Below are 12,464 nucleotides of genomic sequence, written 5' to 3'. Positions count from 1 at the left end.
GACCATGACGCGAGGGGTAACCGATGATCTGCCTGAACACCCGGCACAGGCGCGAACTGTGCCGCGAGCACCTAGTTGATGCCTCCCACAACCCGGATTGGCCCGAAACACCACCTAGATTTGGTCGCTTTTGCCTGTGCAAGCCATTTTCAGCACCTAGTCCGCTGTTCAAGATCTAGCCTGCGAGGTGAGCCGAATGTCGGTCATGCACAGAAGCAGAAGGTTGGATCGGGTGTTCGATGTAGAGGTCCAGCGCGTCCTGGACTACATAGCGCACGGCATTGGTGTGCGCATAGTTGGGGTACCCGGCAGTGGAAAAAGCACAGTAGTGCGCAACGTTGTAGCCAACCTTGAGAAGTCCGGGGCGATGGTTCACGTCATCGCAGGGCTGCGGACCCACAAGAACATCCCTTACTCGGCTATCAAGACCCTGGGTTTGGATCTGCGTCCAGGCCGCAGTGGAGTATTGGATCTGGCCGACGTCCTTTCAAGTCACCTGGCCGTGAACGGCAAGCACATTCTGGTGGTGGATGACATCCACTTTGTAGATAATGAATCCCTGGCTGTCCTTGAAGCCGTCCGCAGGCGCTCGAGCAGCCCGTTGATCGCTTCGGCGCCTGAGACCCTCAGCTATTCAAAGGGCCAATTGGCTGTCCTCAACCATGGGAGGGAAGCTGTTCTTCAGCTTGACCCGCTTCACTACGAGCAAGTCCACACCCTCATATCGCAAGTACTCGGTGGACCAGCCGACGCCGACACAACAGCGCAGATTCTCACCAAGGCTGCGGGCAACCCGCGCCTTATCGTGAAGATCGCAGAGACCGCCTCGCTGAGCGATCTGCTGGTCAGGCGTGGCGGGCTGTGGCGGATGACCAGTGAGACGCTCTGGAGCGATCATCTTCGCGGAACCATCGAGGCTTTGTTGGCTGAGCTCACCCCGGAAGAGTTCACGGGTTTGAACACCATGGCCCTTCTGGGTACGGCCCGCATCGATGTCCTGCAGAAGATTGTGCATCCCGACGCGCTGGATGCACTTGAACGCAAGGGTCTGCTGTCCGTCATGGAGGACCACCACAACGGCCCCACAGCCGCTGTCAGCCCGCCTGTGGTTGCCGACTACTTCAAGGGCCAGAAGTCCCTGCGGGACAGGCACCTGCTGCGGAGCAGGATCGCCGGTGTGCTGGAGTCAACGCCAGCGGCAGTCGAAACCTTCACCACAGCCGATTGCCTCTCGCGCGTGCTCACCTCACTCCGCCAGGAGCGGAGCAGCGACGACGCCGTCACCGCCAGACACTTTCATGAACACAGCACAGTCCGTGAGCGGACCCGGTTTGAAAGGTGGGAAGCCGACAAATCGGTCACCAATGCGGCAGCGCTGCTGCGCATCTATTGGGGCGCACCTGTGGATGTAAAGCGCGCCCAGCGCGTTTGTACGGAAACATCAACTCACGACGCCGACCCTTCGGACCTGCTGTTGTTCACCATCTCAAAGGCCCTCCTCGCCATCAACGCAGGCAGGGGCTTGAACGCGGCTGTAGAGGTTCTGAATAACCTGCGTAAAGCACATCCGGGACTGAAGGCAGGTGCCGACGCTGCAATTCTGTTCATCAGTGGATCGCACGGTCGTGTCCCTTCATCCCGGCCCGAGGCCGGGGCCGGCCAGGTCCAGGGGATCGGCAAGCTGATTCAGGGCCTCATGCATCTCTACCGCCTCAATCCGACGAGTGCTTTGGAAGTCATCAAGGACGCGAAAGACGACGAGACTTTCCCGCACCTGCGCCCATTTATCCATGGATTCTCACTCTTTGCCGCCGGCAGGATCGACGAATCGCTGGTATTCGCGCTGGATTGGCGTGCCGAAGCCCGCAAGAACCTCGATCAATTCGGAGTGGTCACCAGCAGCTACATAGCGGTGCACGGATTGCTATACCGCGGCTACTTCGAGGAAGCCGAATACTTGATGAGCAGCGTGTTCGCTATGGGGCGGCCCGGGTTTGTGGTGGACGTCCTCTACGATGCCATGCTGCGTCTTGCAGGCCTGCGGCACGCTACGTCCTCAGCGGCGCCGGAACTATCAATCGTCACACAGGCGCGGACGGAAGTACCCGACGTCGGCCCGTTGCCGGGGGTGGGTAAAGGGGCTTACGTCCTGGTCGCCGGCAGCCACGCCGATCCGGTGGGTTTTGATCGCCGCGCCTTACAACTGATCAAGCGGCAACTGAAGAGCGGCTACGTACTGGAAGCCATGATGACGGCGCTGCTCTGCACCTGCCTGAGTCCGGGGCGCCCGGTGCTGGACCTACTGAAAAAGATCCTCAGAGAAAGCAACATCACTGTTCACCAACAGTTCCTGGCCATCGCGACTGCTGTGGCGGAGGCAGACCATACGGTACTCGGCGAACTTTTAAAGAACTACGAACCGGACATCAACCTCTACCAGGTTGGCATGCTGCTCCAAGGCGGCCTCAAACGACAGGTCCTGGAAGGGAAGGCCGACACGGCGGAATTCCTGGTGGCGGCGTCGTCACAGTTCGCGGCCGGCTTCCCCGCAGCATTCGACCCTCTGTCCTTCAGTGCCGCGAAGGCGATGCTCCTCACGGAAAGGGAAACAGAGATAGCCGTTCTGGCGGGCTACCGCTCCAATGTTGAGATTGCCGAACAACTCGGCATCAGTGCCAGGACAGTGGAGAACCATATTTCCAACGCTTTGCGAAAGACCGGTGCAACTTCGCGCAATCGTCTCTTCATTCTCGCCAGAAATTCACTGCCGCCCGAGTGACGCTGGATATGCTGGCAGCATCCCTCTCCCGCGCCCGCACATGCGGCCGGGAGCCCGATGCTGAAAGGGCCTTTGTGAATCAGCCACCGACGTTGGCCAGGCGTCTCGGTACCTTCGACGCTTCCCTCATAGGCTTGGGCTCCATGATCGGCGCCGGGGTTTTCGCCGCGTTCACGCCAGCGGCCGCCGCGGCAGGATCGGGGCTGTTGATCGGACTGGTGGTGGCTGCCTTCGTAGCTTTCTGCAACGCCACCTCGTCCGCCCAGCTCGCTGCTGCGTACCCCGCCTCCGGCGGTACGTACGTCTACGGTCGGGAACGGCTTGGACCGTGGTGGGGCTTCCTTGCCGGCTGGGGATTCGTCATCGGCAAAACGGCCAGCGCCGCAGCCATGGCGATGACGTTCGCCGCCTATGCCGCCCCTGAAGGTTGGGAACGCCCGGTGGCGATTGCCGCCGTCGTACTTTTGACCGCTGTGAACTATCACGGCGTGACCCGAACCGCAGGGCTGACGCGGGTGCTGGTCGTCGCTGTGTTGCTGGCGTTGGCCATCGCCCTGGCCGCAGTGTGGGGCGGTTCGGGCCCCGACTTCGGCGGGATTATTGGGGAGGGGTTGCTGGCGCACGGCTGGTATGGCGTGCTGCAGTCAGCGGGCCTGTTGTTCTTTGCCTTTGCCGGGTACGCAAGGATTGCGACGATGGGTGAGGAAGTACGCGAGCCCCGGCGAACCATTCCCAAAGCGATCACCATCGCGCTGGGAATCACGATTGTCATCTATTCAGTCATCGCGATCACCTTGCTTGGAGTTCTGGGCCCGGAAGGAGTGGCCGGAACACCGACACCACTGGCCGACGCCGTAGGTGCGGGCTCCATGGCGTGGGCAGCTCCCGTGGTCAGGGTTGGTGCGGCAGTGGCTTCATTGGGGGCACTGCTGGCTCTTGTTGCTGGCCTTGGTCGCACAAGCCTGGCCATGGCCCGGGAACACGACCTTCCGCCCTGGCTCTCGGCCGTGCACGCGAAGTACAAGGTTCCTCATCATGCAGAGATCACCATCGGTGCGGTGATCTGTGTGGTTATCGCCGTCGCCGATCTCCGCGGTGCTATCGGGTTTTCCTCATTCGGCGTGCTGCTCTACTACCTGGTGGCAAACATTGCCGCGTTCACGCAACCCGCTGACGCTCGTCGCTACCCGAAGGCGCTGCAGGTGGCTGGCGCCATCGCGTGTGTGGTTCTGGTGACCACCTTGCCGCCCTTGTCTGTGGGGTTGGGTGTCCTGATGCTCGCCGTCGGCATCTTGTACCGCTTCCTGCGCTTGCGCCGGAGCCAACCCAGCGCGTAAAACAGCCGACTGGGCACGACCCCACCTGGGGGTAGTCAGGTGGAGCCGCGCCGTAGTGCCGCCAACGCCTGGAGCGGGTGGGGTAACCCGCCGGACACCGGGATTCCCGCTCCGGAGGCACAAAAGAAGACTATGGCCGGGTTCTGCCCTCTAGGTGTTCGAACTCCAAAAATAGGTGGTGCTGGGAGCGCAAAAGCAGCCAAAAGTCCCAAAAATGAGTGGTGATTGTGCGCCGTCTAGGTGTTGGCCCGGCGTCGGGCATTCCGACGCTCGATGGATTCCATAAACGTGACGATGCTGGCAAGGGTGACAGCGACCGAGCACGTCACCGCCATAGCGGTGGGGGTTTCCTGAAACGGCACCACCAGCAGGGGGCTCAGCATCATGGCATTCCCAAATGCTGACGCCGCAAAGACGCAGGCTTTCAGCAGCAGGCATCTGAGCGGGTCCATGATCATCATGGACACTGGTGCCACGACGCCCAACGCCATAGTGAGTATCACCGCCGTCGTCCGCAGGTCTGCGGGATCGAGCACCTTCAACCCCTCCGGAGGCGGCGCGGTGCCGAGCAGGGTGGCCGCTACTGCCGAACAAACCGCCACAACGCTGGTCAGGATGCGCAGGGTGGCTGGGTAGAAGTGCGTGATCACAGGAAGTCCTCATCGTTCGTTGGCACTACCCCCGGATATAGGGGTAGTGCCACGAACTGCGGGCGTATGACGCGAAATCGGGAGGCTACTTTTCGCAGCCGATCCCGTCGTGGTCGTTGTCGAGGCCGTAGATGTCCGAACCGATCACGGTCACAGGACCCCTCACGTACGCGGGACCATTGCCCTTGCCGCCAGCACAGTCGACGTCAGACGCGATCGGCACGCAGGCACCGGCATAGTTCGGGTCGCACCCGCTTTGGGCGGGCGCTGCCGGTGCAACCGGAGCCGCCTTTGGTGCCGCCTTGGCTGCATTCGCAGCGGCTTGGTCGGCCGCGGCCTGGGCAGCTGCAGCCTGATCCGCAGCTGCTTTGTCAGCGGCCGCCTTGTCCGCCGCTGCCTTGGCCGATGCGGCTTGGTCTGCTGCTGCCTTGTCGGCTGCGGCTTTATCGGCCGCCGCCTTCGCCGCTGCCGCGCGCTGGTCATTCAGGGCCTGAGCCGTGGCTGAGTCCAACCACGACAACTTTCCGGCCTGGTCCACGGCGCAGACGTAGCTCTGGCCTGCAAGGACTTGGGTCTTCTTCTCTGTGGTGCACGGTGTGCCGGCGATTTTGCTCGGCGTCGGCGTAGGTGTGGCTGACGAGGTGCTGGACGGCGATCCGCTGGAGCTGCTCACTGAGCTGGCAGCTCCAATCGGCGCGCAAGCCGTTAGTGCGATGAAAACTGATCCGATGGCGGCGATGCCAATAGCTTTGGAGCGAGGAGCCCAAGCCGATCCTGACCGTTTTTTGGCGCGCGAAATTCGTGTGTTCAATGTAGTGCCCCCTTTTTAGTGCGCCGATGCGATGGCGCGTGCTGTGACCCTAACACCCGCAGGAAGGGCGCGACAGAAAAAATCGCATATTACGTGCCAGATGAGTTTGCTTGTCCTGTGCCATCGTGGGTGGATGCCTGGGGAGACTGAAACGACGACAACACCCATCCAGGACAGCCCACGTTGCTGACGTCGGAGGAAGCCGCCGAGCGCCACAGCTAACGAGCTACGCCCGCGCGTGCTTCTTCCTGTCGACGGGCTTCACCGGGCCATTCGCATCAACCACTGAAGCGCCCGTGCCCAAGCCGCGCACCGTCCATCCGGCGCTCCGCCAGGCATCCGCGTTCAGCACGTTTCGAGCGTCCAGCACCATCCGGCGTCGTACCAGCGATCCCGCAACGGAAGGCGACAGCGACACGTATTCGTCCCACTCCGTAAGCAGCAGCACCAGCTCGGCGCCCTCGAGCGCGCGCTTGGTTGATGCCTCGAAGCGGATCTGCGGGTAGCGGATCCAGGCGTTGTTGATGGCCTTGGGGTCGGTGACGGTCACGTGGGCGCCGGCATCGGCGAGTTGCTGGGCGACGTCCAGGGCGGGGGAGTCGCGGATGTCGTCGGTGTCCGGCTTGAAGGCCGCACCGAGGATGGTGACGGTGCGGCCGGACAGGAAGCCGCGGCACATGTCGCGTGCGATCGCCACAGTCCGTGATCGCTGATCCAGGTTCACCGAATCCACCAACGCCATCCACTCATCCACGGACGGCACGTCCAGTTCCCGCGCCTGGGCACGGAACGAGCGGATGTCCTTGGGCAGGCAGCCGCCGCCGAAGCCGAGCCCGGCGTGCAGGTACCGGTTGCCGATGCGCGGGTCGAGTCCCATGGCCTCACTGAGCTCGCTGACGTCAGCACCCGACGCGTCGCACAACTGCGCCATCGCGTTGATGAAGCTGACCTTCGTGGCCAGGAAAGCGTTCGACGCTGATTTGATCAGTTCCGCCGTCGCAAAATTGCAGACCAGCCGCGGGATTCCGGCCGCGATCAGGGGCTCGTACACAGCATCCAGCACAGCAGTAACAGGTGCACCTGCAGCGGCGCCCTTGCCGCCCGGCACCCCGTACACCAGCCGGTCGGGCACCAGCGAGTCCTTCACCGCGGTGCCCTGGCGCAGGAACTCCGGGTTCCAACCGAGCAACACGTCCGAGCGTCGGGCCAGCACCGCGCGGAGCGTCTCCACGCTGCCTACCGGCACCGTTGATTTACCGACGACGGCGGCCCCCTTCGCCAGATGCGGCAGGAGGCTCTTTGTGGCGCCCATCAGGTAGGAAAGGTCCGCGGTGTCCGAGGTTTTGGACTGCGGGGTGCCCACGCAAAGGAAGTGCACTTGAGCATCCGCTGCCTCGGCGAAGTCCGTGGTGAACGACAGCCGACCCGTGGTGCGGCCGTCCTTGAGGAGTTCGTCGAGGCCAGGTTCGTGGAAGGGGGCCAGCGCCTTGTTGAGCTGCTCCACCTTGGAGGAATCGACGTCGATCCCCACAACGGTGTGGCCCATGGAGGCGAGCGTGGCTGCGTGGACTGCGCCCAGGTAGCCGCAGCCGATCACGGAAATCTTCATGAGGACGGTCCTTTGCTGGAGGTGAGTTCTGAAGGGCCGGCTTCGCGTGTGGGAGTGCCGGAGATGACTTCGTTGTAGTGACGGACCAGCTCCGCGCTGAGCACCGGCCACGTCCGGCCCTGAACCGAAGCGGTGGCTGCCGTTGCGAACGCGCGGCGCTTGGCGTCGTCGCCCATCAGGTCCTGGGCGTAGTCGCGCAGTTGGGTGAGGTTGCCCGGCTCGTACAGCCAGCCGGTGCGGGAGTTCTCCACCAGATCCAAGGGGCCGCCACGACCGGTGGCAACCACCGGCACACCCGACGCCATGGCCTCCTGGATGGTTTGGCAGAAGGTCTCAAACTCGCCGGGATGGACGAAGAGATCGAAGCCAGCCACGGCTTCCGCTAGGGCATCGCCCCCCAGGAAGCCGGCGAAATGGGCGTTGGGCAGTGCGGCTTGGAGGGCTTCGCGCTGTGGGCCATCGCCAACGATCACCAGCTTGGTGTTTGGCATATCCGCCAATACCGCGAGGTCCTCGACCTGCTTCTCGACGGCGAGCCGGCCGACGTAGCCGATGATGCGTTGCCCGTCGGGCGCGACCGAGCTGCGCCACGCCGTCGAACGTTTTGCGGGATTGAAGCGCGCGGTATCCACACCGCGCCGCCACATGTCCACGCGCAGGATGCCGCGTCCGCGCAACTGGTTCAGCGCGAAGGTGGACGGCACCAAGGTGCGGGTGGCCAGGAGATGGATGTTGTCCACGCGGTTCCAGGCCCAGTTCTCCAGGAACGGCACTCCGTAACGGCCCGCGTAGCCGGGAACTTCGGTTTGGTAGATCGCGACGGTCGGGATGCCGAGCTGGTGGGCGGCCTGCACGGCGCGCCAGCCGAGGACGAACGGTGAGGCGAGGTGAACGACGTCGGGGGCGAAATCGGCAAGGATTCGCTTGACCCGATTCACACCACCCAACGCAACCCGCACATTCGTGTATCCGGCCAGCGGCACCGAGGGAAGCCGGTGCACATACGCACCTTTCTCGACGCTCGAAACATCAGTGTCCGACGTCGACGGCGCGATCACCATCACCTCATCCCCGCGCTCCTGCAGATGCTCCAGCACCCGCAGTATCGAGTGGGTTACCCCATTCATCAATGGCAGGAATGATTCGGCGACGATTGCGATCCTCACGCCTTCAACGGTGGTCCCGGCGGTTGGCTCACGGGGTGCGCGGGGGTGGCCGGTGGGGGAAGAGTTGGTTAACAGGTGGGTTGGGGGTTTGCTGAAGCACTCAATGCTGGGAGTTACCTGTGCGCGCTGTAGACTCCGCTCAACGACGCGACAGTCGCGTCTCAATTTATGGGGGTCCCATGAGATCTGTCGCGCTCGGAACAGCTGTGTCCGGAGCCAGGAAAAAATATAGAAGGATTACGACGGCGGCCCTTGCCGTTGCCGGAGCGCTTGCAGCTTCGCTGTTGCTCAGTCCGCCTGCGGTGGCTGACGTGCTCGTGGCGGATATACCGGTGGGAACGGCGCCTCATGCTTTGGCTGTCGGCCAATTCGGCGACGATAAGGTTTACGTTGCTACAGATTCTGGCGTGTCCATCATAGAAAAGGGTACGCACAAGGTCACCACCGTGGACGTCGGCGGAGTTCCTCAAGACTTGGCCGAGCACCACGGGCGAATTTATGTCAGCGTTTCCGCTGGTGCGGGCCAGCCGGGAACAGTCGTGTTGATTAGCGCCCTGACGGGTCAGGTTGCTCGGACCTACCCAATAGGCGTGGATCCACGGCAAGTAGTTGTCAATGAGACGACCGGTAGTATCTACGTCTCTTTCAAAACCGGCGTGATGGTGTTGCAGGTCGGTCTGCCTGATGAAACGGTGACGGTGACCCTGCCGGAGACGCCGAAGGACATGGCCTACAGTCCTCGTGATTACAACCTCTATGTTGCCCATGGCAACTCGGTGACGGTCATCGACAAGAATACAAACGCGCCGACCACTATTGACCTCGGTGTTCCGGTTGAGCGAGTGGCCGCGGGCCATGTCGGTGGCAATGTTTTTGCCACCACAGCGAGCCAAAGTAACTCCTCGGTTGTGGCCATCGATGGGTTTACGCACGCTGTAAGTACCGTGGTTGAGACTTTCAGGAAGCTCGGGGACATCTTCACGGATGGCAATTCCCTGCTCAATGTTGCCGTGTCGGACGGCGCAAACGGCGGCTCCGTTATGGTGTTCGACGTCGAATCCAAGACAAAGGTCGCAGAGGTGCGCACCAATGGTGAATCGGGCAACATGGCCGGTCTTCGAGGCCAAAACAAGGTATTCGTCCCAAACTTGGCCGGCGGCGTCACCATCATCGACTATTACTTCGCCACAAGCACTGTTCGAACGGGGATCAATCCTGTAGCAGCCGCCGTCGATATGGACAATCGAAAGGCCTATATCGCCAATAAAGGCAGCAACACGGTGACGATCATCGACGCCAACATTCCGGCGCCAGTTAAAAATGACTTCAACGGCGACCGAAAAACTGACGTACTGGCGCGGGATGCCGGCGGGCTGCTTTGGCTGTATCCAGGCAACGGTGCAGGCGGCTGGTTGCCGAAGGTTCAAGTGGGCTCAGGCTGGAATGTCATGACGGCTTTGATCGCTCCAGGTGACTTCAACGGGGATGGAACCTCAGACGTCCTCGCCCGCGATGGTGCGGGTGCCCTTTGGCTATATCCGGGGGACGGTGCAGGCGGCTGGCTTCCGCGCAAACAGGTGGGCGCCGGATGGTCTGTCATGACCGCCATTGCTGCTGCCGGCGACTTTAACGGCGACGGAAAGGTTGATGTCCTGGCCCGGGATGGTTCCGGGCTCTTGTGGCTGTACCCGGGCAATGGGTCAGGCGGTTGGCTGTCACGCGTTCAGGTTGGCTCTGGCTGGACTGGAATGTCAGCGATCATGGGCGTCGGCGACTTCAATGGCGACGGTACGGCTGACGTCGTCTCGCGTGACGGTGCCGGCACCCTCTGGCTCTACCCCGGGAACGGATTCGGTGGATGGTTGGCCCCCCGCAAAACCGGCTCGGGGTGGAACGTCATGAACACCCTGGTGGGACCGGGTGATTTCAGCGGCGACGGTAAGGCTGACATCCTGGCCAGGGACTCCGCCGGGGTCCTCTGGTTGTACTCCGGCAGTGGTGGCCCCGCTTGGCCCATCCCGACGAAAATCGGGCAGGGTTGGGAAGGTATGACGGTAATTCTGTAGTCACCGCCCGTAGGCAACGAAAAACTCCTCCTAAGCGAATTAGCTTAGGGGGAGTTTTTTAGCCCCCACCCCGCGCCGCCTTCAAATCCTTCCGCAGCCCCCGGTTGTCCGCCCGGAGCTCCTCGTTGTGCTCACTCAGCCCCCGGTTGTCCTCGGTCAGCCCCCGGTTCGCCTCCTCCAGCTCCAGCACACGTTTCACTCCGGCCAGGTTCAGCCCTTCATCGAGCAACACCCCGATCCGACGCAGGGTCGCGAGGTCGTTTTCGCTGTAGCGGCGAGTGCCGCCGTCGGTCCTTTCAGGAGTGAGCAGGCCCTTGCGCTCGTACTGCCGGATGTTCTGCTGCCCGGTGCCCACCAGTTCCGCTGCAACCGAGATCGCGTAAACGCCCCGTCCGTCATCGGAACCCGCGCCCGAAGCGGAGGCGACCAGACCGCCGTCGTGCTCCCCGGCCGCCGAGCGATCCGAACCCGCCATCAAAACCTCCGAAAAAATCGCTCAAAACCTACTTGCACCACTCTCTCATCAGTGCTATAAAAAATCTATACCAACCACCACAGATCCGGAGGCTGGTAGCAACAACAGAATCAGCATCAAGATCCAAAGGAGTGAGAACCAAATGCTGATGCGCACTGACCCGTTCCGCGAATTCGACAGGCTCGCCCAACAGGTTTTTGGCACAACAGCACGCCCGGCCGGAATGCCGATGGATGCATGGCAGGAGGACGGACAATTCGTTGTTGCCTTCGATCTGCCAGGTGTAAGCCCTGATTCAGTGGAGTTGGACGTCGAACGCAACGTCCTCACCGTAAAGGCCGAACGCAAGTCGCCCGCGGGCGAGCACACCGAGATGATCGCCGCCGAACGCCCACAGGGCGTCTTCAGCCGGCAGCTCATCCTGGGTGACACCCTGGATACCGAAAACGTCCAAGCCAACTACGACGCCGGTGTGCTCACACTCCACATCCCGGTCGCCGAGAAGGCCAAGCCGCGGCGCATCGAGATCACATCCAGCGGGCAAAAGCAGGAGATCAACGCCTGACCCACCCCGTCCTGCCGGAAGCTCACCCGGGGGTGGCCGACCGGCAGGGCAGTGACCGGGAACAACGGAGGCGACCGCATCGGAATAGTTGGGCGCAGGCTTCGTGCCACGTCACAGCGCTTTTTTAGCGCACATGAAAGCGGTCCCCGCCCGTCGTCTCCCGACGGATGGCCCCCGGCTCAGGCCGGGGGCCATCTCCTGATCAGCAGCATGAACCGGACACAGCAGTGAACACGCAACCCGACCACTACGCCACCCTCCGCGTCGCGCCCGACGCGACGGCCCGTGAGATCGCCCGCGCCTATCGCACGCTGCTTCGGACCCACCATCCGGACACCCGCCCAAAGGTCGACGACGGCGACACCACCTCCGAGGCCGACCTCCAGGAACTGCACGCCATCATGCAGGCGTACGTCGTTTTGTCGGACCCAGGAAAGCGGGCGGCATACGACCGGGCGCGGCGGAGCGGTTTCGGCACGGGCGGGACGCCGGTGAACGTCCGGGTGCACAAGCGTGCGCAGCAGCCGTCACGGAACGACGGCGGGCAGTCACCTTTGTCCTTCGGGCCACCCCGTTGGGAACCTTCGTCCAGAAACCTGAGAACACCAAGGAGCAATCCATGAGTGCTTGGCGTCCCTATGACGACCACATCATTCCTGCGTTCTACGAACGGTTCGAACAACGCTGGGGGAGAGGGACCGCGCCGTTCCTGGACCCCGAAGTCCACGAACAACCCCTGCCGCGCGCCCAGTGGATCAACCCTGACACAGGGGCCGCGATCGCCGTCGTACCCATCTGGACCGACGACCCCGAACACCGCTCCTTCGGCGTGTTCTACCTGCCGCCAGCGGGCGACATCTGGATGCTGCGCCCCGGCCCAACCACGTTCGTGGAACCGAGAGGGGAAGCCAACAAGGAACAGGTGACACTCCGCAACGACGCGTTCAAGAAGGCCGTCAACCATGCGAAGGAGTTCATCTACGGGCCGCAGCTGTGACCGCGGCGG

Annotated in this window: 11 protein-coding genes; 6 read left to right on the top strand and 5 right to left on the bottom strand. The window is 62.6% G+C overall.

The genetic code is table 11. The features are described 5' to 3' along the window. The first annotated feature begins 232 nt into the window (after positions 1 to 232). Both ACFVSI_RS20295 and ACFVSI_RS20290 read left to right on the top strand, forming a co-directional pair. Positions 233 to 2,779 carry a LuxR C-terminal-related transcriptional regulator gene (locus tag ACFVSI_RS20295; protein ID WP_387827742.1) on the top strand — a complete coding sequence of 849 codons (2,547 nt, stop codon included), beginning with the start codon at positions 233 to 235 and terminating at the stop codon, positions 2,777 to 2,779. A 74-nt stretch (positions 2,780 to 2,853) separates the two neighbouring features. Next, positions 2,854 to 4,116, top strand: a complete 1,263-nt coding sequence (locus ACFVSI_RS20290; protein WP_387827739.1) for an APC family permease — start codon at positions 2,854 to 2,856, stop codon at positions 4,114 to 4,116. A gap of 236 nt (positions 4,117 to 4,352) precedes the next feature. Here ACFVSI_RS20290 and ACFVSI_RS20285 read toward each other — a convergent pair whose 3' ends face one another. The 4 genes from ACFVSI_RS20285 to ACFVSI_RS20270 all read right to left on the bottom strand — a co-directional run bounded on the left by ACFVSI_RS20285 (position 4,353) and on the right by ACFVSI_RS20270 (position 8,352). Beyond that, positions 4,353 to 4,766 carry a hypothetical protein gene (locus ACFVSI_RS20285; protein WP_387827733.1) on the bottom strand — a complete coding sequence of 138 codons (414 nt, stop codon included), beginning with the start codon at positions 4,764 to 4,766 and terminating at the stop codon, positions 4,353 to 4,355. 85 nt (positions 4,767 to 4,851) lie between these two features. After that, complete coding sequence (locus tag ACFVSI_RS20280) at positions 4,852 to 5,439, bottom strand: hypothetical protein (protein ID WP_387827730.1); 588 nt, start codon at positions 5,437 to 5,439, stop codon at positions 4,852 to 4,854. Between the two features lie 364 nt (positions 5,440 to 5,803). Continuing rightward, entirely contained in the window at positions 5,804 to 7,186 is a 1,383-nt protein-coding gene (locus ACFVSI_RS20275; RefSeq protein WP_387827727.1) for a UDP-glucose dehydrogenase family protein, read from the bottom strand. Next, positions 7,183 to 8,352 (bottom strand): glycosyltransferase family 4 protein, encoded by a 1,170-nt coding sequence (locus ACFVSI_RS20270; RefSeq protein WP_387827724.1) that lies wholly within the window; start codon positions 8,350 to 8,352, stop codon positions 7,183 to 7,185. The genes ACFVSI_RS20275 and ACFVSI_RS20270 overlap by 4 nt, the downstream gene beginning before the upstream one ends. 179 nt (positions 8,353 to 8,531) lie before the next feature. Between ACFVSI_RS20270 and ACFVSI_RS20265 the strand changes: the two genes are divergently transcribed. Next, positions 8,532 to 10,418, top strand: coding sequence for an FG-GAP-like repeat-containing protein (locus tag ACFVSI_RS20265; protein WP_387827721.1), 1,887 nt, complete (start codon positions 8,532 to 8,534; stop codon positions 10,416 to 10,418). A 58-nt stretch (positions 10,419 to 10,476) separates the two neighbouring features. On the opposite strand, the gene ACFVSI_RS20260 is transcribed toward ACFVSI_RS20265, so the two are convergent. Next, positions 10,477 to 10,893 (bottom strand): MerR family transcriptional regulator, encoded by a 417-nt coding sequence (locus ACFVSI_RS20260; protein WP_387827718.1) that lies wholly within the window; start codon positions 10,891 to 10,893, stop codon positions 10,477 to 10,479. A 142-nt stretch (positions 10,894 to 11,035) separates the two neighbouring features. On the opposite strand from ACFVSI_RS20260, the gene ACFVSI_RS20255 reads away from it, so the two are divergent. The 3 genes from ACFVSI_RS20255 to ACFVSI_RS20245 all read left to right on the top strand — a co-directional run bounded on the left by ACFVSI_RS20255 (position 11,036) and on the right by ACFVSI_RS20245 (position 12,455). Beyond that, on the top strand, positions 11,036 to 11,458 hold the full coding sequence (locus ACFVSI_RS20255) for an Hsp20/alpha crystallin family protein (protein WP_387827715.1): 423 nt from the start codon (positions 11,036 to 11,038) through the stop codon (positions 11,456 to 11,458). A 227-nt stretch (positions 11,459 to 11,685) separates the two neighbouring features. Further along, positions 11,686 to 12,081 carry a J domain-containing protein gene (locus ACFVSI_RS20250; protein WP_387827712.1) on the top strand — a complete coding sequence of 132 codons (396 nt, stop codon included), beginning with the start codon at positions 11,686 to 11,688 and terminating at the stop codon, positions 12,079 to 12,081. Beyond that, positions 12,078 to 12,455, top strand: a complete 378-nt coding sequence (locus ACFVSI_RS20245; RefSeq protein WP_387827709.1) for a hypothetical protein — start codon at positions 12,078 to 12,080, stop codon at positions 12,453 to 12,455. The genes ACFVSI_RS20250 and ACFVSI_RS20245 overlap by 4 nt, the downstream gene beginning before the upstream one ends. Positions 12,456 to 12,464 lie beyond the last annotated feature (9 nt).

The sequence above is a fragment of the Paenarthrobacter sp. NPDC057981 genome (assembly GCF_042886835.1).
Lineage (GTDB): Bacteria > Actinomycetota > Actinomycetes > Actinomycetales > Micrococcaceae > Arthrobacter.
The sequence above is the reverse complement of the archived record's forward strand: the minus strand, read 5'-3'. Positions and strand labels throughout refer to the sequence as shown.

Excerpts from the sequence above, each read along its gene's own strand:
- ACFVSI_RS20275 (WP_387827727.1), bottom strand. The coding sequence starts at position 7,186 with ATGAAGATTTCCGTGATCGGCTGCGGCTACCTGGGCGCAGTCCACGCA.
- ACFVSI_RS20265 (WP_387827721.1), top strand. The coding sequence starts at position 8,532 with ATGAGATCTGTCGCGCTCGGAACAGCTGTGTCCGGAGCCAGGAAAAAA.
- ACFVSI_RS20260 (WP_387827718.1), bottom strand. The coding sequence starts at position 10,893 with ATGGCGGGTTCGGATCGCTCGGCGGCCGGGGAGCACGACGGCGGTCTG.
- ACFVSI_RS20255 (WP_387827715.1), top strand. The coding sequence starts at position 11,036 with ATGCTGATGCGCACTGACCCGTTCCGCGAATTCGACAGGCTCGCCCAA.
- ACFVSI_RS20245 (WP_387827709.1), top strand. The coding sequence starts at position 12,078 with ATGAGTGCTTGGCGTCCCTATGACGACCACATCATTCCTGCGTTCTAC.